This is a genomic window from Bacteroides sp. BFG-606, assembly GCF_024788145.1.
Lineage (GTDB): Bacteria > Bacteroidota > Bacteroidia > Bacteroidales > Bacteroidaceae > Bacteroides > Bacteroides vicugnae.
Window position 1 is genome coordinate 257,532 of record NZ_JANUIL010000001.1, and the last position, 18,910, is coordinate 276,441.

18 protein-coding genes, 1 tRNA gene and 1 pseudogene are annotated in these 18,910 nt (G+C 37.8%); 2 read left to right on the plus strand and 18 right to left on the minus strand.

The annotated features are described in order from the left end of the window. Window position 1: 1 nt before the first annotated feature. From NXV01_RS01000 to metA, 4 genes are read right to left on the minus strand one after another with little or no spacing between them, the layout of a single operon-like run. The gene (locus tag NXV01_RS01000) at window positions 2-529 is read right to left on the minus strand and encodes a GNAT family N-acetyltransferase (protein WP_259023414.1); all 528 of its coding nucleotides are present in this window, start codon (window positions 527-529) and stop codon (window positions 2-4) included. Window positions 530-568: 39 nt separating this feature from the next. Further along, window positions 569-1,714 (minus strand): zinc ribbon domain-containing protein, encoded by a 1,146-nt coding sequence (locus NXV01_RS01005; protein ID WP_195650004.1) that lies wholly within the window; start codon window positions 1,712-1,714, stop codon window positions 569-571. Then, window positions 1,711-3,540 (minus strand): U32 family peptidase, encoded by a 1,830-nt coding sequence (locus NXV01_RS01010; protein WP_259021554.1) that lies wholly within the window; start codon window positions 3,538-3,540, stop codon window positions 1,711-1,713. The genes NXV01_RS01005 and NXV01_RS01010 overlap by 4 nt, the downstream gene beginning before the upstream one ends. Continuing rightward, on the minus strand, window positions 3,537-4,454 hold the full coding sequence (gene metA, locus NXV01_RS01015) for a homoserine O-succinyltransferase (RefSeq protein WP_074559981.1): 918 nt from the start codon (window positions 4,452-4,454) through the stop codon (window positions 3,537-3,539). Before metA ends, NXV01_RS01010 begins: the two co-directional genes overlap by 4 nt. Before the next feature lie 180 nt (window positions 4,455-4,634). Here metA and NXV01_RS01020 point away from each other — a divergent pair, with 180 nt between their 5' ends. Beyond that, window positions 4,635-4,805 (plus strand): DUF362 domain-containing protein, encoded by a 171-nt coding sequence (locus NXV01_RS01020; RefSeq protein WP_002559159.1) that lies wholly within the window; start codon window positions 4,635-4,637, stop codon window positions 4,803-4,805. 237 nt (window positions 4,806-5,042) lie between these two features. On the opposite strand, the gene NXV01_RS01025 is transcribed toward NXV01_RS01020, so the two are convergent. The 4 genes from NXV01_RS01025 to NXV01_RS01040 form a co-directional block, all read right to left on the minus strand. Then, window positions 5,043-6,236 carry a pyridoxal phosphate-dependent aminotransferase gene (locus NXV01_RS01025; protein WP_148365794.1) on the minus strand — a complete coding sequence of 398 codons (1,194 nt, stop codon included), beginning with the start codon at window positions 6,234-6,236 and terminating at the stop codon, window positions 5,043-5,045. Between the two features lie 82 nt (window positions 6,237-6,318). Continuing rightward, window positions 6,319-7,536: a bifunctional 3,4-dihydroxy-2-butanone-4-phosphate synthase/GTP cyclohydrolase II gene (locus NXV01_RS01030; protein WP_148365795.1), complete on the minus strand. Its 1,218-nt coding sequence runs from the start codon at window positions 7,534-7,536 to the stop codon at window positions 6,319-6,321. Window positions 7,537-7,541: 5 nt separating this feature from the next. Beyond that, window positions 7,542-9,440: an LptF/LptG family permease gene (locus NXV01_RS01035; RefSeq protein WP_259021555.1), complete on the minus strand. Its 1,899-nt coding sequence runs from the start codon at window positions 9,438-9,440 to the stop codon at window positions 7,542-7,544. A gap of 76 nt (window positions 9,441-9,516) precedes the next feature. Next, window positions 9,517-9,903, minus strand: a complete 387-nt coding sequence (locus NXV01_RS01040) for an START-like domain-containing protein (RefSeq protein ID WP_148365797.1) — start codon at window positions 9,901-9,903, stop codon at window positions 9,517-9,519. 223 nt (window positions 9,904-10,126) lie between these two features. Between NXV01_RS01040 and NXV01_RS01045 the strand changes: the two genes are divergently transcribed. After that, window positions 10,127-10,200: transfer RNA gene (locus NXV01_RS01045), tRNA-Met, on the plus strand. 548 nt (window positions 10,201-10,748) lie between these two features. Here the strand turns inward: NXV01_RS01045 and NXV01_RS01050 are convergent. The 10 genes and pseudogenes from NXV01_RS01050 to NXV01_RS01095 form a co-directional block, all read right to left on the minus strand. Next, the gene (locus NXV01_RS01050) at window positions 10,749-11,417 is read right to left on the minus strand and encodes a hypothetical protein (protein ID WP_259021556.1); all 669 of its coding nucleotides are present in this window, start codon (window positions 11,415-11,417) and stop codon (window positions 10,749-10,751) included. 168 nt (window positions 11,418-11,585) lie between these two features. After that, window positions 11,586-12,341, minus strand: a complete 756-nt coding sequence (locus NXV01_RS01055; protein ID WP_259021558.1) for a hypothetical protein — start codon at window positions 12,339-12,341, stop codon at window positions 11,586-11,588. Window positions 12,342-12,365: 24 nt separating this feature from the next. Then, window positions 12,366-12,767, minus strand: a complete 402-nt coding sequence (locus tag NXV01_RS01060; protein ID WP_259021559.1) for a hypothetical protein — start codon at window positions 12,765-12,767, stop codon at window positions 12,366-12,368. A gap of 7 nt (window positions 12,768-12,774) precedes the next feature. Further along, on the minus strand, window positions 12,775-13,104 hold the full coding sequence (locus NXV01_RS01065; RefSeq protein ID WP_259021561.1) for a hypothetical protein: 330 nt from the start codon (window positions 13,102-13,104) through the stop codon (window positions 12,775-12,777). A 407-nt stretch (window positions 13,105-13,511) separates the two neighbouring features. Beyond that, entirely contained in the window at window positions 13,512-14,363 is an 852-nt protein-coding gene (locus NXV01_RS01070) for a toprim domain-containing protein (protein WP_259021562.1), read from the minus strand. Between the two features lie 115 nt (window positions 14,364-14,478). Then, window positions 14,479-15,279: pseudogene (locus NXV01_RS01075) on the minus strand (DUF3987 domain-containing protein); the annotation flags it as partial. Between the two features lie 40 nt (window positions 15,280-15,319). Beyond that, a complete protein-coding gene (locus NXV01_RS01080) occupies window positions 15,320-15,874 on the minus strand; it encodes a YfjI family protein (RefSeq protein ID WP_259021563.1) in 555 nt (184 codons plus the stop codon). Continuing rightward, window positions 15,871-16,203 carry a hypothetical protein gene (locus NXV01_RS01085; protein WP_259021564.1) on the minus strand — a complete coding sequence of 111 codons (333 nt, stop codon included), beginning with the start codon at window positions 16,201-16,203 and terminating at the stop codon, window positions 15,871-15,873. The genes NXV01_RS01080 and NXV01_RS01085 overlap by 4 nt, the downstream gene beginning before the upstream one ends. A gap of 94 nt (window positions 16,204-16,297) precedes the next feature. Then, window positions 16,298-17,353 carry a hypothetical protein gene (locus NXV01_RS01090; RefSeq protein WP_259021566.1) on the minus strand — a complete coding sequence of 352 codons (1,056 nt, stop codon included), beginning with the start codon at window positions 17,351-17,353 and terminating at the stop codon, window positions 16,298-16,300. Window positions 17,354-17,356: 3 nt separating this feature from the next. Further along, window positions 17,357-18,781 carry a site-specific integrase gene (locus tag NXV01_RS01095; protein ID WP_259021567.1) on the minus strand — a complete coding sequence of 475 codons (1,425 nt, stop codon included), beginning with the start codon at window positions 18,779-18,781 and terminating at the stop codon, window positions 17,357-17,359. Between the last annotated feature and the right edge of the window lie 129 nt (window positions 18,782-18,910).

Here is an 18,910-nt window from a genome sequence, read left to right on the forward strand (position 1 = left end):
CCTATACTTCAGTACGATCAGATTCCTCCACCCCACCATGCAAACGCTTCATCTGATAAGCAATACGTTCCGTCCCATTCTTAACATAAATGATGCCGCAACGTTGAAAGCCATACTTCGTCAGTATATGTTGCATGACCTTATTATCCCGATGAGTATCTACCCGGACATTAGGCCAACGTTGAAAACACCAGTCCAGACAAGCTTCCGACACCCCTTTCTGCTTTCCGTTCGTTGCCAATCGGTGAATTACTCCATAAGGTTCGTCATTGAGCCATGCACCTTCATAAATCTGTTGGTAAGTAGGATCCTCACCTAGTATGAAACAAAAAGTTCCCAAGATTTCTCCTTGTTCACCGATACAGACAAAGCTATGGCTCTCTTCAATTTCCTGACGAATCAATGCTTCAGACGGATAGCCGTCAATCCATTGGGTCGTGTTCCCGGTTGCACGCATAAAAGCACGGGCATAGTCATAAATCTCCATCACTAAAGGGAGTTCTTTTATTTCAGTAGACCTGATTTTCATCATTTGAAAAGTTATTCAGAAATAAAACAGATAATAAAATCACTCGTTAATCGCTCCACAATGGGGGCATATACCTTTTTGCTTCATTTTTTCCCCGCAACGTCCACAACGATACTTATACCCAATGTTCCGACAGACTTTCTTCGCAAAAACCAGCATAAAAAAGGCAAGAAACAGATAACCGATATAAATATGTGTCATCAGGATAAAGAAGAAATAGCAGAAAATACAGCAGGACATCAACCCTAGCAAATAAAAAATAGCCGCAGCGGGAGTCAACTGTCGAAACAAATCATCCAGCACCGCCAAAGCGACTATCAAAAACAACCAGATGCTCAACAAGAAGACAGAGAGAATAAAAGGAACTTTGAATGGCGACAAAGTAGGATTGAAATAAAAATGCTCCCACGTTTCCGGCACAAAGACCTGCATTGATTCGTAAATCGTTGCACTGAAAGCCATCAACAAACAGAGAAATAATGGATAAACACTATCTATATCATTAAAATAGACCATCTGCAACTGCTTTCGACGAAAAGCACGAAACAGATATACACCAACGAATAAAGCGAAGATAATAATAAAATAAGAAGCATGTGTATCACTGAAAAGATGAATAGCCTGCGAAATACTATCAGTCGGCACAAATGATGTTTTGAGTTCTTTTTCACGTATCCAGCCCTGTTCATCCTGTGTATGAGCCAGCTTCACCCAAATACTGTCTACACTATCGGCAGGATGAACCGCAAACTCTGCCACCACTACCCTATCCCCTTTATTCAACTGAATAAAAGTATCTTTTATCGGAAGACATTCCAAAGAGATGGAATCATCGACTACTTCCAGATTTGTATTCCAGGTATAATGCCGCTCGTACAAGTAGGTCAACGAGTCTTTCGTCTTCTTCGACAGTTCTTCCGAATCCAGAGCCGGGGCTTTATAATAACAGGATGAGAGCAAAAATAAACATAGTAGTAAGTTCATCACAGTTTTCATCACAGTTTTCACCACAGAGGACGCAGAGGACACAGAGGGTAAAAGGGGGAAAAAAGGGAAAGAGAGAAACTTTCTACACTTTTTCCCAAAAACACGCAAACAGTCTGTATCAGAAGAATGAGTGAAGATGTTACCTTCACTATATCCTCTGTGTCCTCTGCGTCCTCTGTGGTGAAAAATGATTCTCATTGCGCAGCCTTTACTTTCATTTGACAATTCTTACAATCAAATTCCAGACGAAAACGTTTGCCGTCATTCGATACCAGATAGTAAGGCTCTTTATAAGGTGAACGTACCCGTTGATGGATAGGACACCAGCCCATGCTATAACGCAAACAATGTTTGCAGAACATCAGTACCGCATCTTCCACTGCTTCTTTTTCGTACGCTGCGGCTACCTGTTGTACCCCATGCTCCTGATAGAAAGAAGCTGCACGAGTATTCATTACATTCCCCAGATATGTTAATGTCGTTTGCGGGAAAGCATGACTCGTTGGCTTCCATACTGCCAATTCCTGACGATAATTGATTCGACGGGCAGTTATTAACCGGTCGATTGCCTGTCTGCGGAAATCAGCTAACACTGAAGCCGGCAAAAACCAGTTCCCGGTAAAGGATATTTCTATTTCTTTTGCTTCAAAAGGTGTATTCCCCAGTTTGGACAGTTGCGTTTTCAGATTGTCCGTCTGTGGAGTCCGGGCAAGTTCTTTCTCACGAGGGAGAGTGATTGTAACGCTATTATCATCTTCGTCAGTCAATGTCAGAGAGAAACCGAAATTGTTGTCGGCAAGCAAGATTTTCACTGCGATCTTCCTTTCTGCAGATTTGCGGGAAAGGATTCGCTCAAATTCCTGGTCGAAATTACGGTATAGCGTAGTGCGGGGTTTGATACGGGGCATTTCCTGCGGATAGAGTTTGTTGCTGTCCACCCGGTTGATGCGGAAACCCTGCAAACGTCCCTGTTCGTCGATATAGCAGACACCGTCTCCATTGTTAAAGGATTTAAGTCCGGCAACTGTCAGATAGTTGCCACGGGACTCCTTCATGGTTCCCATCTCTTCGCCCAACGACTTAGGAGTGTCGAAAGAGAAAATCTCTTTATCACGTCCGTGCAAGAAATAATGAGTAAATCCACGACTAAAACTCTTGTCGAGTTGTGGTTTAAATTCGAAACTACACGTACCCGAAGAAGCACGTACATATTCCGGACGACGGGCAAAGATTGCATCCAGTTTCTGGCGATAAGCGGCCGTTACATTCTTCACATAAGACACGTCTTTCAGCCGTCCCTCTATTTTAAATGAAGAAGCTCCGACATCCAACAGTTGCTCCAGTTCGTCGCTTTGATTCATATCTTTCAGGGAAAGCAGATGTTTGTCTTTAACAATCACTTTCCCGTCCGCATCTACCAGACTAAAAGGTAGACGGCAGAATTGTGCACACTCTCCACGATTGGCACTACGACCGAAACAGGCCTGACTGACATAGCATTGCCCGCTATAGCTGACACAAAGCGCCCCATGTACAAATACTTCTAAAGGTACTTCCGGACAGCTTTTATGAATCTTCTTTATTTCACGCAACGATAACTCCCGCGCCAACACCACTTGACGGAAACCTGCTTCCCAAAGGAATTTCACTTTTTCCGGCGTACGGTTGTCCATTTGCGTACTGGCATGAAGCGGTATCGGAGGAAGGTTCAGTTTCGTGATTCCCATATCCTGTACAATCAGTGCATCGACACCAATCCGATAAAGTGCATGAATCATCTCCTCCGTCTCTTTCAACTCCTCTTCTTTCAGAATCGTATTGACCGTGACATAAATACGTGCATTATACAAATGAGCATGCTGCACCAATGCTTCAATATCTTCCAATGAGTTCACAGCTGCCGCACGGGCTCCGAATTTCGGAGCACCGATATATACAGCATCTGCACCATGGTTGATAGCCTCAATACCACATTCCAGGTTTTTCGCCGGAGCGAGAAGTTCTATTTTACGCTGCTTTATCATTTAATATCATTGATGTTGTAAGGTGTTTCCTGATAAACAAAGTAGTTCAACCAATTGGAGAACAACAAATTGGCATGGGCACGCCAACGTACCAACGGGCCTTTTTCAGGATCATCGTCTATATAATAATTGCGAGGGATCTCTATTGGCAGGCCTTTATCCAAGTCACGGCGGTATTCCGCATCCAGTGTCAGCGGAGAATATTCAGAGTGTCCCGTGACAAAGAACTCACGTCCGCCCCGTGCCATTGCCATATAGACACCGGCTTCTTTCGATTCGGAAAGCAACGTCAGTTCCGGAACTTTCAGAATGTCTTCCCTGCGCACTTCCGTATGACGGCTATGCGGCACATAGAAACAATCGTCAAAACCACGGAAGATGGAATGGAAAGGTTCCAGTACGCGATGTTCAAAGATGCCGAACATCTTCTTTTCCAACGGATATTTTGGAACTCCATAATGATGATACAATCCGGCCTGTGCAGCCCAACATATATATAAGGTAGAAGTGACGTGCGTGCGTGCCCAATCAAAGATTTCCGTAATTTCATCCCAATAGGTCACCTCCTCGAAGTCCATCTGTTCTACAGGGGCTCCGGTGATAATCATACCATCATACTTCTCATGACGCATCTGGTCGAAATCCGTATAGAACGTTTTCATGTGTTCTATCGGCGTATTCTTCGACGTGTGGCTCTTGATCTTCATAAACGAAATCTCCACCTGAAGAGGGGTATTCGAAAGTAAGCGCACCAAGTCTGTTTCCGTTGTAATCTTCAACGGCATCAGGTTCAGAATCACAATCCGTAGCGGACGAATATCCTGCTGCGTAGCGCGGGAAGTGTCGATCACGAAAATATTTTCTTCCTTCAAAAGCTCTATCGCAGGTAGTTTATCGGGTAAATTTAAAGGCATAATCGCTATATATTAGTAATTTGAATGCAAAAATACGAAAAATATAGCAGATAATAGGGAGGTTGCTTATTTAGAAGACGTACAAATTAAGTCAATTTAATCATAGAAGCATAACAACTAATCAATAAAAGCCTTATTTTTGCCGAAGAAATTAGTACTAATAATTTAAATCTTAGAAAAATGGCTTACGTAATTAGTGACGATTGTATTGCTTGCGGTACTTGTATTGACGAGTGTCCGGTAGAAGCTATCTCTGAAGGTGATATCTATTCTATCAACCCAGATGTATGTACTGACTGTGGTACTTGCGCAGACGTTTGTCCGTCTGAAGCAATTCACCCGGCTGAATAATACAAGCTACAAAAAATGTACAGGCTGCTTTCTACGGAAGGCAGCCTTTTTTTTCACCACAGAGGACGCAGAGGACACAGAGTAAAATAGTTTGGGGATGTGTCACAACTCTCCTTTTAGTGAAATCCCCCTTGCTACAAAGCATTTGTGGCAAGGGGGATTTCTAATTTATATAGGTGATGACACATCCTTTCATTGTTTCTTCTCTGTGTCCTCTGAGCCCTCTGTGGTGAACTCTTATTTCAATTTAGCTAATGCTTCCTTGATACGACGGATAGCCTCTACGATATTTTCATCGCTTGTAGCATAACTCATGCGGATACATTCAGGAGCACCAAAAGAAGCACCACCTACACAAGCCACGTGAGCTTCTTCCAGCAAGTACATTGCCAAATCATCAGAATCTGCAATCTTACGTTCGCCGTTGCTCTTTCCAAAGAAAGCATCACATTTCGGGAACAAGTAGAAAGCGCCCTGCGGAACGTTTACTTCAAATCCCGGAACTTCCTTAGCCAATTTCACAATCAGGTCACGACGGCGTTCGAATGCTTTCTGCATCTCTTTTACCGGTTCCTGTGTTCCTGTATATGCAACTTCAGCTGCTTTTTGAGAAACGGAACAAGGACCTGAAGTGTACTGACCTTGCAATTTGTTGCACGCTTTTACAATCCATTCCGGACCGGCAATAAAACCGATTCTCCATCCTGTCATAGCGTAAGCTTTGGAAACACCGTTTACAATCACTGTACGTTCCTTCATTTCAGGGAATTGAGCGATACTTTGATGTGCGCCGATGTAATTGATATGTTCGTAAATCTCGTCAGCAATTACGATCACCTGCGGATGTTTAGCCAATACAGCAGACAGTCCGGCCAATTCTTCTTTTGTATATACCGAACCTGTCGGGTTGGACGGAGAACAAAGAATCAAAGCTTTCGTTTTCGGAGTAATAGCAGCTTCCAGCTGTTCCGGAGTAATCTTGAAATCTTGTTCGATACCTGCCGAAACGATTACAGGAGTACCTTCTGCCATTTTCACCATTTCCGGGTAGCTTACCCAGTAAGGAGCCGGAACGATTACTTCGTCACCCGGATTTACCAATACAAGGATTGTATTACAAACTGATTGTTTTGCACCATTTGCACATGAAATCTGGGCGGCTGTATATTCAAGACCGTTTTCTTTTTTCAGTTTCTCAACAATAGCATTGCGCAAAGCCGGATAGCCCGGTACCGGAGAGTAACGGGAAAAGTTATCATCTATGGCTTTTTTCGCAGCTTCTTTGATGTGGTCAGGAGTATTAAAATCAGGTTCTCCTACACTTAAGTTAATAACATCAACACCCTGTGCCTTGAGCTCGTTACTCTTTTGAGACATGGCAAGCGTCGCCGACGGCGACAAGCTGTTCAAACGATCTGATAATTGATTCATTTTGTATCTATTTTATTGTTGTTGAGTGAAAATCGTTGCAAAATAAACGATAATATTTGATATATGGAAACAAATTGGCAATTTACTTATTAAAATGTAAAGTATGCCCCATTCTTTCTTTCTTCGTTCTCAAGTATCGCTCATTATACGGATTAGGAACTGTTTCAACAGGTACATTTTCTACAATCTCCAATCCATAGGCTTCCAAACCAACACGTTTTACCGGATTGTTTGTCAAAAGTCTCATTTTGTGTACGCCCAGTTCACGAAGAATCTGTGCACCTACTCCATAATCACGTTCGTCGGCAAGGTGTCCCAGACAAATATTTGCGTCAACGGTGTCCATTCCGTCTTCCTGAAGTTTATATGCTTTCATCTTTTCCATCAGACCGATGCCGCGTCCTTCCTGATTGAGGTAAACCACCACACCTTTTCCTTCTTTTTCGATCATTTCCATCGCTTTATGCAACTGTTCGCCACAGTCACAGCGCTGCGAACCAAGGATATCTCCTGTAGCACAAGATGAATGGACACGCACCAGGATAGGCTCGTCTTCACTCCATGTACCTTTAAATATAGCCATATGCTCCAATCCGTTTGATTTCTGGCGGAAAGGTATCAGACGGAACTTTCCGTATTCGGTAGGCATATTTACTTCCACTCCTTTTTCTACAATGGATTCCTGTTTCAAACGATAAACAATCAGGTCATGAATAGAAATCAGTTTCAGTCCGTGTTCATCTGCCATCTGGCGGAGTTCGGGCAAACGTGCCATTGTTCCATCTTCGCTCATGATTTCCATCAAAGCACCTGCCGGGTAAAGTCCTGCCAGACGAGCCATGTCAATCGTAGCTTCCGTATGTCCGGCGCGGCGAAGCACTCCTTTTTCTTGTGCATATAACGGATTGATGTGTCCGGGACGACCGAAGGTTGCCGGTGTAGATGCAGGATCGGCCAACGCCTGAATAGTAGCGGCACGGTCGGAAGCAGAAACACCTGTTGTACAGCCTTCCAGTTTGTCAATGGTAACCGTAAAAGGAGTTCCCAACACGGAAGTATTGTCACTTACCTGATGCGGCAAATCCAACTCCTTGCAACGAGACACCGTGACAGGCGCACAAAGCACCCCACGCGCATGTTTCAACATGAAATTCACTTTCTCGGGAGTTATCTTTTCAGCTGCAATAATCAAGTCGCCTTCATTTTCGCGGTCTTCATCATCCACTACTATGACAAACTTGCCTTCTTTGAAGTCGGCAATCGCATCTTCTATTCTGTCCATTTTAATAGTCTCTTTCATAACACTTATTTATTGATTTTCTGTATGATGAATTGAATTTGTTCATTGTTCTTTATAATCCGTTCCATATCCTTAGCCAGACGAACGCGGAACGCCCAGATGCGGAAATAGAAAAATAAACCGATAGGGAAAATGACTCCGGCTACCAAATTCAACCAATATATATGGAACGGGCGCACATGAGCAGAAACGGAAATAACCGGATAATTGTTTAATGCACCGATCAAAGTGGCCGATTTCGTATTGGACATTTCTTCAACCAACGCTTCCAGCTTTTCATTGATAGCCATTACTTCGTTGTCATCCTCGCTCGACATCCACAATTTAAAATAATTCGGTGCTTTTTCCAATCGTTTCCTGGCAGCATACGCTCTGCACTCTGCAGTAAGTTGTTCCAAATCACCGTTCAGACGTGTGTAATCAGGATCATGGATAATCACTTCTTTCTTAAATATATGGCGTACACTACGGATTCCCGCAATCTTCTTGAACCAGTTAATATAGGCATCTGCATTAAGCACCACAGAATCCTTATTCGATTTATAGGTAAGGAAAACTCCTAACGGGGCAAGGACCGCACTACTTGTCCACATTCCCATCCATACTATCCACTTACCGTCACGGGCCATTTTATATCCTGTATTATCAATGATATAGTAAATGATAAATACCAACACAGATACAATTACCGGCATTCCGAGACCTCCTTTGCGGATAATTCCGCCCAATGGAGCTCCGATAAAGAAGAACAGCAGACAAGAGAGTGAAATCGTTATCTTCTTATGCCATTCGGTCTTATGCTTACGAATATTATAATCATTGTTCTCCATCGTGAATTTCTTGAACCCAAGATCGTTGGCCACGTTCTCCGCACGACTGACAGCAGAAGAAATCACCTTCTGTTTCTGCGTTAAAGAGGCTACTTCGTAAAGACTGTCTACATTATATTCATGAATATCCGCCTTTTCTATTTTGATCGTATCTTCCTTTGTCAATCCATAAGAAGGACGGAAGTTTCCTTCTGCCACTTCCCTGTAATACTGTCGCCCGATACTGTCGCCCACTACCGTCATTGAATCTATGGAACTCTGCAACTGTGCCATATCCTTAGCACTGGACTGCTTACCCATGATCTCACCGTCAACCATATTGAAATCGGAATTAAACTCAATAATGGTATGTTTTTCCCGGAATTCCTCGCGTCGATAAGGTACATTCTCCGATTTCATACTTTGTGCCCTCAAATTCTCAAATAAATCTCCGCTATACAAATGTAACCAAAGATGCTGCTTATCCGCTGTCATCTCTAAACGTCCGGAATCAGCATATATAATACGTGCTTTCTCAAACCCATCTTTCATGCTATAAATCAACACATCATATAGCATACCGGTCTTCCGGTTCTTCTTAGCTACCTTTAAATTATAATCCTTTATTTCAGAATAGAAAACTCCTTCCGGAATATCCAACTCCGGAGATTTCTGTTTCATCGAAAGAATCAGGGTTCCCAGCTTAGCCTGGGCGATAGGACCTACTACATTTTGGAAATAGAATGAGACACCGACAAGCCCACAAACGAAGAAAGCAAGCGGACGCATGATTTTAAGGAGGGAAATACCTGCAGCTTTCATCGCAAGCAATTCATAACGCTCGCCAAAGTTACCGAAAGTAATCAAAGAAGCCAGTAACACCGCCAATGGCAACGATACTGGCACTAGTGTTAATGCGGAATAAAAGAAGAATTGAGCCATTACGCTCATCTCCAATCCCTTCCCGACCAATTCGTCTACATATCTCCACAGGAACTGCATCATGAATATGAACAGACAGATGAAGAATGTACCAATAAAGAGCATCAAAAAGCTCTTTACGATGAATATATCTAATTTCTTTATGCGTAGCATCTTAATAGGTTCGTGCAATTAGGATGCAAAATTAGCACAAAAAAAGGAGCATCGAAAATTTTTAGTTGAAAGTTAACTAAAAACCACAAGTTCTTCTTAATTTAGCTACTTGTGACTCCCACAATTCTTTCATATCGCCTACTTCATCCGGCTCTGCGAAATCGGTAATTTCCAACACATAGTCACTAGTCAGCTCATTATAAGTCATCTTGATTTCAAAATAATCGCGTTCGTTTTCATCATCCAGCCAACGGAAGCGGATAAAAGAGAAAGAGCGGATGGCAATAATCTCTGCTTTCCTCTGTTCTGTCTTGCCCCAATGAAACTCTACTATTTTATCGTCAGAAATAACTTTGTCTGCAAACCAGTCCTCCAACCCGGTCGGTGTACTAATAGCTCCCCAAAGAATATTTTTAGACGTTGCATTCAACAAATACTCCAAATGAATCTTTTCCTTTTTCATAGCAATTTCGAATTGTTTTTACGTGTGCCAAGATAAATACTTTTTTCTAAATACATCGCATAAATCAGACACTTTATTATTTATTCTTTCATTATCGAGCCCCAAACTCCCTATTCATAGGGAAAATAAAGAGCTTTCTTAAAGAAAAAACACAAAAAAGTTATGAATTGTTTTGGAGATTATAAAAAATCATCTATCTTTGCACCCGCAATCGAGAAACGATGGCGGGATAGCTCAGCTGGTTAGAGCGCATGATTCATAATCATGAGGTCCCCGGTTCAATCCCGGGTCCCGCTACTAAGTCGAAAGGCTTGTAAATTAGGCAATTAGGAGGCTTCCACTCTTGGTTGTCTTTTTTTATTTTACTAACCGGTGAAATCATAGTGAAATCACAAATTTTCAAAGCCAAGCTCACAAACATATATCTTACCCTTTCATAAACAAAGAAAAGCTACCTACCACACAGATAGAACAGCTTCTCAAAATTCATTTTAAGCATACCCATATTGGCATTTTAGCAACTTTCTCTATTTGGGTAACACATTATATTCCTCATATATAAAATGGTCTAAAATAGAGAAAGGCATAGGGGAGGGGGTAAATCAGGGTGCTCTAAATATAGCCGCTAAATTACAAATTTTAATTTTTCTGATTTTTTATCTGAACTAAAATATATTTTTTACTGCTAGCTTTGTTTCAAAACCTTTAGTTATAATTATATCAGCAGACTCTTCCTGTTCGACTATAACTAGGAAGAGTCCGTTTCTTTAATTTGACTGAATAAAACAACAATTATTTTGCATTTTTCACTTCTGTCTCAAAATATTTTTCAAGCAAAATATCTATCACTCATATTTTTTGACTGTATTGAAAAAGTCTATATATGATTTTTGCATTTTTTCGGCAATCGGAAGAAAATCTTCTAGCTTCTTAAATATCTCTTGATATTCTTTAGGCATCTCGTCCATTTTTAATTCATAGTCTCTAATTTTAATATCACCATTATTATTCATATAAGCATGGTATATTTCCACCTTTTTTTCATCTCCTTTTTTGATTCTTGCTTTAATTTCATAATGAAAGGAAATAATTCTATCCTTATCAATCTTCATACTGTCTATTTCAACTGCCATTGCTAGATATTCAGATTCGTAGGTATCTGATATATCCATTAAATCATGTAATTTTTTATTCATGTCCGATCTCTCTTCACGGCTAGCCTTTTGATATGTATGAGCTAATTTCTTTTTGTTGATATTAATAAACTTGTCTTGCAAAATTTTGATCCCATTAAGAACATTTTGGGCGTTTCCCAATATCAAATCTAATTCTTTATAGCTGATAGTATCAGTTAGTTTGATAGACGTTACTTCTTTCAAATCTCTTGGTTCTCCGAAGTTTTCCTTTACATAAATTTTAAACTCATGTTTTATTCGGTCTTCTGTAGTTTGTTCGCAACTAATAAAGGAAGTTGCAAAGAGAAAAGAAATAAATAGCATTATTGTAGTTTTCATATATTTATATGTTCATTGGTTAATACTAAATAAAAGTGATTGTAAGTAATCCAACTCGTAGTGTATTTTAGATTATGAAAGGTTCTTCATAGGTTAATTTGTATATAATATAGTTAAGCTTATACTGCTTTTAAAAGAAAATATAAAAAGTATTATCTATTTTATTGTTTAAAAATAAAGAGTAAATAAACTTTTATTACGTACTCCAATATAAGAATCGCTACTGTTTGAGGGAGTAAAATACACTATCTGACCTTTGCTATGATGATTTCTTGGCACGCAATACCATAGACTTTCGTATGAAACCTCCCAACTTTGTCGTTTGTATCGTTTATATTGTGCAATACAATCTCCGACAAAACTCAATGATTCACTCGTATATCCGCCACCCATACTTACTCCAGGATTCCAAAACTGTCCTATAAAAGAATACACATTTTTTTCATTGACTTTCTTAAAAGAAAGTTTTATACCTTCATTCTCATCAGTTTTCTTCTTTTTGATTAACCCTCTAAGATTCATTATCTCACCTGTGATATCCATGTATAGTTTGTCGGAATAACCTGAATAGTCATTTTCAATTACAAGCTCTCCATTCTTCAATGTACCATATCCTATTCCCATTGTATATTGACTAAAACAATATGAAACCCTTCCTTGTGGAGAAATTGATATAAAAAATAAATCATTATTTAAAGATTCCCATACTCCTGCTATTTTATCAATAGTATTTTCAGACTCATTGGTTTCATTAGAGTTAGGGGAATCATAGCCTTCATCTTCTTTAGAACAACCAACACAACAAGAAGTAATTCCTATCAAACAACAAAATATCATGATTATAACCATGCAGCCATAATCATTCCTCTTGCTCATATGTTTCCATGATTCGGGTTTATAATCCCATTTACCTTTTCTTGCCATAATAATATTACGATTTTATGATATTCAATTTTCAAACGCTTTTAGTTGAGCTTTTTGTTTAAGAATTTTAAGGTCCTCTTCTTTTTTACGAGGTTGTTCATCAATACAGTTTGCTACTGTAGAATATTCAGAACCTATATAATCATATTGTCGACAATCTAACAACTTATTGAGTTTAACAACATACCTATATCTAAAACCATAAGAATAACTATTATCGTTTATAGTTTCCACAATAGACTCATATTCTCGAAGAAGATTTTTATATTCCCGCTCTATTGCTCTATCAAAATCCTCCATCAATTTAGAGAATGCCAACTCCTCTTTTCTTTGGCGGTCATATTTTTTATAACACACCCATCCAAATACTATCACTAAGGTTAGTATAGAACAGATTATAGCTAATGTACGTCTTTTTATTTGCATAGTAATATCATTTTTTACAAGATAACGTTCTACCTATTATCACTGATGAACATCCCAGTACCATCCAAATCAGACTTTTTACCATTACCGCAGAAGAACGTGACGCTGAAATGATGTAATTATAAGCATCGCCACCAACATACTGTTCTTCATAAAATTTCAAAGGATTATCGCCAAAGTTTAAATCTTTAGCATAATATTTAAAACCAAACGTTATAAATATAACACCTAACACATAGAATATAATCTCAAAGATTTTAATAAAATTGAGATTGACCGTTTTTTGTTGCTCGACAGTTCCATTATTGAAACTTTCCTGTTCGTTCTGACTTTCCATTTTTTTCTTTTTATAGTTAAACATAAAGTGAATTAAATCAATACTTACCTCACGTCTAAGCATAAAAAGAGCGTGAGTATGTACATATCACGCTTCGAAGGTACTACCACATACCTGCATACAAGATAAGCACATCCCACGCCTATGCGCAGGCGTTCTGTGCCTATTATCCTTGTATGCTTTTTGATTGTGGTAGTTTCTCGAAGCAACGATAATAGCAAAACGCTATGTTTTCATAAATAGTAATTCAACACGACTGTTGTATACGATGCAAAAATATGAAAAGTTTTTGATAAAAGAATAAATGTTCAATACATTATTATATAACTAGTATATAATATATTAATAATAATATATATAGTACATAATTCATAGAATAATTAAACCTGCTTTCGCTCTCGATTAATTTATTTTTTTAACGCAGTTCTTTTCTTATCTGACAGATAGTCGTTAACATCTTTATAATCTTGATAAAAATCATAAGTGACAACCTTGTTCTTTCCTGCCATCGCCAATAGTTCCGTATAGCATTTCTTGCCCGCTTCATCGTTATCTAAAAAACTATGAATAACATCATATTGGTTTAAAATGTCTTTTGTCTGTTTTAAAGTAGTAACGCTATGTAGTATTACACAATCAGTTTTGGGAACTATTCTATCTCCTATCATCAGTAAACTTAGAAAATCAAAAATGCCCTCAAAGATACAAAGTTCATTGCTGCGTTCCCCTTTGATGATCGAATACGCTTTGTTACCGATAACCATTTTAAAATGGTTGAGTCCGACTATTTCCCATCCTTCTAGTACATTCTGCATTCCTAAACTATAATATTCTCTATTATTATTGACATAGTATATTTGTTTTAAGTATGCACCCACAATATTACTACTTATTCCCCTGCTAATACAATATTGCATGAGGGATCCCGATGAATGTGGTACGGTTATGCTCTTTATCATCGTTTCAGAATAAGACTGAATCGGAGAAGAATTTAGACTTTCCCGGTGAAAAGAAAAATCACCATTTTCTAAGATCTTACATGCCGTACAAAAATTGCATTGCTCTAGCTTCATTACTAAGTCTATAACTGAACCACCTTCACCGGTTCCGTAGTCGTACCATAAGTTTTTATCATAGTTAATTTTAAAACTTGGGTTGCGTTCATCCCTAAACGGAGATATGTATAATCCATAACCATTTTTTCTTTTCACAGGTTTTCTATTAATATAGCTTTCAATACTGATATCTTTAGCTTTCATATTCTTATTAGTTTTAAAATATAAGAGGTTGTTAGGTTGTAGGTTGATTATTCGCAAATGTCTTTATTTATAGTATTTTAATGACATTACAACCTACAACCATACAACCATAATGTTATTTATTCAAAAGTTTGTTTACGGCTTGTTGAGTAATACCTATCGCTTCCGCTAATTTGGATTGATTTAGCTTCTCATATCTCTTGGATAGTTCTTTGAAAATATCAGCATTTGATAGTCGTAAGATTTCTGTATCATTTAATAAATGTGTATTAACCCTTTCTGCCATTGCGGTAAAATAGCGACAAATCTGAATACAATACTCAACAATCGAAACCTCAATAGTATTGGTGTGCGTTTCTTTTGTTTTCACTTTTGCAATATAAACAACTAAGGATAAACGAGAGAGCGCAATTTCCATTTTAGAATATACCGCACGTAAAAAGTTGTTTTCTGTTTGGTTTATCTTATCTGTTAATTCATTGGCATATTTTATAAATGCCTTTTTAGCCTCATCTGAAAAAGAAGTTTCAGATTCCGGCATGATGCACAAATCGTTTATAAAAGAATCATAATTAGCCAACAGTGTCTTATCCATCGTTTGATCCTTGTAATATGGCTTTGGGAAATCCGGTGGAAACACAAATAGAAAGCGTTGCATGAATCCATTGTCTATCATTGTTTCATTTTTCAGAAACCTTTTCAGAGCATCAGGTTGGGTTGTGCCGATTACTGATAAAAACGGATCATTAATAATCGTAATGTTTTCTCCTTTACGGTTTACTCTTATACTGGTATTGTTATATATTGATAGATAATTTTCCACTTCTCCACTTTTTGCATACCGTCCGAAGTCATTAAACCAACCGACCAACTCATCTCTATAAATAGTAATTCCATTACTTTCCCCAATAGTGCTTAGTAAAGCTTCGGGAGTAGCATCATTGTTTAGATAACATTCAAAGGTCGGTCGAGCAGAGTTTGTGGAGTTTTTTTTTCTCCGCCTCTTGCCACTTTTCCAACTCTTTTAAATAAAGTAAATATTCATTATGCTCTTTTTCTTCTAATGGTTTAAAAGCGATTGATAAGGGAGCAGACTTTCCCACGCCACTTTTTGCAATTATAATGATCCATAATTGGGGGTAATTTATATATTTATCTATTAACTTCGCTTTCTTTTTAATTGCAGCACACATTGCGGAAATTAAGCTAACAGCGAAAAGTTCTTTTGGTACTTGATACACCTCTGCGCCCTGCATCGTCATTTCTTGAATCAATGAGGGTAATCCATAAATAGGAAATTCTAGTTCTTTATCATTGCTTGACTTGTTTTTGTCTTCTGCCAAATGTGACGCTTTGTCGTCCTGCAAAGAAGTTGTATTCAATACATCTATGTTATTGCATTTTTCGCTAGAATTAACTATCTTTGTTTCAGTATTAATAGGCTTTTCTGCTTGGAGGATTTCCCCTGCGCCTGTTTGCGGAGACGCAGGGAGATTTTTCTTTTGTTTCATACAGCCGTACCTCCTTTCCCTAGCTTTTCTAAATCTTCCAATAACTCCTCTTTGTAAAAGAAGAAATTTCTGCCAACGCTATAGCATCTAATTCTTTCTTCATCTCGAAGCTTCATCAAGGTATTAACGCCTACGCCTACAGCCTTACTCGCATGACGGAATCCTTTCAACTTTGTTTTAGAGGGTTGAGGCTTCTGGATAGCCAACTTTTCAACAGCATTGTTTACTGCATCATTTACTAACTTATATAACCCTTCTTTTGAAAGAGAAATAATAACTCCTGCTTCCATGCCTGCTATTCCAACAGGGCTTTCATTACTTTTTGTCATAACTTTGTATCTTTAAAATTATGGTTGCAAGTAACTTAGTGCCCGATTGGTGCCCAAACGGCACTGAAAAAGCTCTAACTATTTTGTTTTTCTACTATTTAAATTGTTTGGGAAGCTTGATAAATTTACCCTCATCAGCTTTCAAATGCTTCTTTATAGTTGTAATCTCTAAAGGAGTATAACGATTGCCACCCTTATTCCAATAACAACATAGCTTAGGAAAAACCTTCAATAAAAACAAAGCACATTGTTCTCTGGTTATTCTATTTGATCTATTATTCCATAAATGCCAAACATACCACATAAACGAGTATATGTCCCCTCTCTTTATTCTCTCATCCATATGTATTTCCGATATATTCTCTGGTACTACTCCGGTTTTTAAAAAACAAAGCAAAATTTCCTCAAGATATGTGATATGTGGCTTTTCTATATACGATGCAAAACACTTATAAAACCATGTAACAATATCATTTTCTATTTTTTCCTCCTTGGCTTTATCTCTTTTTTTATTATCTTCACAATAAGTCTGAATTACTCCTTCTTCAATAAGAGGACAGCGTACTTTTTCAATCAAATCTTTTACTCGCTTGATAAACATCAAATCTGATACAAAACATCGAAACTGTTCCAGATTATCAATATCAAACAATCCAAACAGAACGCTTTTCCTATCAATATCAGGCATACCTTTTTGATACCATTCAATACCTAATTGTTTATATCTTCTTATAGTCAGTGCTTGTCTATTTTTCAATTCCCCTTCTAAATATTTAATATATTCCTGTTTGTCTCCATTAGCTCTTATCTCGCCTTCAGCACTTAAACAAGCGAGTTCTTGAGTATGATCTATTGATAGTAACAAATTATCAAAATATGCATCATAAAAAACTTCCACTTCTGTTTTATTCCAACTGGAATAGTACCATTTTTTAGCCTTACCCTCTTGTATTTTCTTATATAAAGTCTCATCTGTTGCCAAAGTCACTATTCGTTTAAAGTGCTCATCCATATTTATCTCTGAAAAAACAGGATTAGCTTTTAATAAAGGAGCTAGTCTTGATAAAGTATTATTTTCATTGTAATAATAGGAATCTTTTTCTTCTTGAGATAAGTCCTCCCATAATTTCATTTTATTATGATTCTCCATATCTTACTGCATTAATTTAGCAAACATTAATAGTAATTCTTCTTTAGGGATATTTTTAAGTTCATCTAAAATATTTCTTTCTGATTGCAACACCTTTTCACCATCACCTTCCTCTTTCAACAAAAACGAGTTAAACAGCATCATCTTCTCATGAGGAAACTCACTAATATAAAGCGCTGTCACATTTTTACTTGTACTATGTCCCATTGCTTGTGATATATATCTTTCCGGCACTCCCGCATGAGCTAAATTCGTTGCAAAAGAATGTCTTGCCCACGTCATACTCGGTCGTTGAGGCATTTCAAGCAACTTACAAACAACTTCTAATCTATCTTTGATATTACTATTCTCTTGAGCAATTCGTTTTCGTATCAGTTCTTCATCTACTATATCTTCTAAAATATAATCAAACACTCTCTCACCGTATTTTTCTTCATTAGCATATTTATCTATAATAGATCGCAATTCCGGTATAATAGGAACTATCACCTCACTTTGATTATCTGATTTATCTTTAGTTTTAGTTCGTAAAAAACGGAAGCATGATTTACCAGTAGAAAAATAATAATCATTATATTCTAAGCGAGCTAAATCTGCCAAATTCATACCATTTCCCAAATAAGCAGCCAAAAATGTGGCAACACTACGAAGTACTACAAATTTATAACCCGCTTTCCAATGTGCAGGCATATCTTGCTCCAAAAAATTATACAATCGTATTATGTCAGACACAGATAAATATTCTTCCTTCCTCGTAGCACCTCTCTTTATTTCTATTTTCCCCTTACCAAAAGGGTAATTTCTTACATCAATTAATTTTCTTCTAACAGCTTCATTTACAACAGCTCTACAAGCACGCATATATATACCAACGGTAGTAAGAGAATAAGATTCGTTCAACATTGCACCTCTCCATCTTTCAAATGTCTCTTCTGTAACATCTTCAAATCCAATATCTCCAACAAGCTTTTCAAAACATTTTGCCGCAATCCTATAACTTTCAGCTGTTCCTAACTTTTTAGCTGAAGCTACAGATTCCCATAATTTTAAGAAAGTCTTATCATCCTGCTTATTCTTAACTCTCTTCTTCAATGCATCAAAGGAAAAGCAACCATCATTAGACAATTCCACCACCTTTTTCCAAATATTATCGAATAGGTTTATTTGTTTTTGCTTTTTCCCCCAAGTACTTTCTTCTTTATCAATAACTCCACGACCTGTCGCATGACGCAGCTCATCCCACTCGCCAACAGTTACTAAAAATCCGGTTCTAAAATAAATAGATTTCCGATTTTGAGAGATACGAACGCAAACTGGTAATCTCTCATCAATCTTATTCGTCTTCTTCCTTGTATCAATTGTCAATGTGGCAACAATATTAAGGTGTCGTTCCTGCTTCAAATGTCCTAAGCCTTTTTCTTCTTTCATATTCATGTGTTTTATATCATTTTCAAGGTAAGTGAAATCATTGTGAAATCACAATCGGGAAACGATACAAATATACAAAAAACATTTCAATACACAATCACTGATTATCAGACAATTATCCAAAATAAA

Excerpts from the sequence above, each read along its gene's own strand:
- NXV01_RS01000 (WP_259023414.1), bottom strand. The coding sequence starts at position 529 with ATGAAAATCAGGTCTACTGAAATAAAAGAACTCCCTTTAGTGATGGAG.
- NXV01_RS01005 (WP_195650004.1), bottom strand. The coding sequence starts at position 1,714 with ATGAGAATCATTTTTCACCACAGAGGACGCAGAGGACACAGAGGATAT.
- NXV01_RS01010 (WP_259021554.1), bottom strand. The coding sequence starts at position 3,540 with ATGATAAAGCAGCGTAAAATAGAACTTCTCGCTCCGGCGAAAAACCTG.
- metA (WP_074559981.1), bottom strand. The coding sequence starts at position 4,454 with ATGCCTTTAAATTTACCCGATAAACTACCTGCGATAGAGCTTTTGAAG.
- NXV01_RS01020 (WP_002559159.1), top strand. The coding sequence starts at position 4,635 with ATGGCTTACGTAATTAGTGACGATTGTATTGCTTGCGGTACTTGTATT.
- NXV01_RS01025 (WP_148365794.1), bottom strand. The coding sequence starts at position 6,236 with ATGAATCAATTATCAGATCGTTTGAACAGCTTGTCGCCGTCGGCGACG.
- NXV01_RS01030 (WP_148365795.1), bottom strand. The coding sequence starts at position 7,536 with ATGAAAGAGACTATTAAAATGGACAGAATAGAAGATGCGATTGCCGAC.
- NXV01_RS01035 (WP_259021555.1), bottom strand. The coding sequence starts at position 9,440 with ATGCTACGCATAAAGAAATTAGATATATTCATCGTAAAGAGCTTTTTG.
- NXV01_RS01040 (WP_148365797.1), bottom strand. The coding sequence starts at position 9,903 with ATGAAAAAGGAAAAGATTCATTTGGAGTATTTGTTGAATGCAACGTCT.
- NXV01_RS01050 (WP_259021556.1), bottom strand. The coding sequence starts at position 11,417 with ATGAAAACTACAATAATGCTATTTATTTCTTTTCTCTTTGCAACTTCC.
- NXV01_RS01055 (WP_259021558.1), bottom strand. The coding sequence starts at position 12,341 with ATGGCAAGAAAAGGTAAATGGGATTATAAACCCGAATCATGGAAACAT.
- NXV01_RS01060 (WP_259021559.1), bottom strand. The coding sequence starts at position 12,767 with ATGCAAATAAAAAGACGTACATTAGCTATAATCTGTTCTATACTAACC.
- NXV01_RS01065 (WP_259021561.1), bottom strand. The coding sequence starts at position 13,104 with ATGGAAAGTCAGAACGAACAGGAAAGTTTCAATAATGGAACTGTCGAG.
- NXV01_RS01070 (WP_259021562.1), bottom strand. The coding sequence starts at position 14,363 with ATGAAAGCTAAAGATATCAGTATTGAAAGCTATATTAATAGAAAACCT.
- NXV01_RS01080 (WP_259021563.1), bottom strand. The coding sequence starts at position 15,874 with ATGAAACAAAAGAAAAATCTCCCTGCGTCTCCGCAAACAGGCGCAGGG.
- NXV01_RS01085 (WP_259021564.1), bottom strand. The coding sequence starts at position 16,203 with ATGACAAAAAGTAATGAAAGCCCTGTTGGAATAGCAGGCATGGAAGCA.
- NXV01_RS01090 (WP_259021566.1), bottom strand. The coding sequence starts at position 17,353 with ATGGAGAATCATAATAAAATGAAATTATGGGAGGACTTATCTCAAGAA.
- NXV01_RS01095 (WP_259021567.1), bottom strand. The coding sequence starts at position 18,781 with ATGAAAGAAGAAAAAGGCTTAGGACATTTGAAGCAGGAACGACACCTT.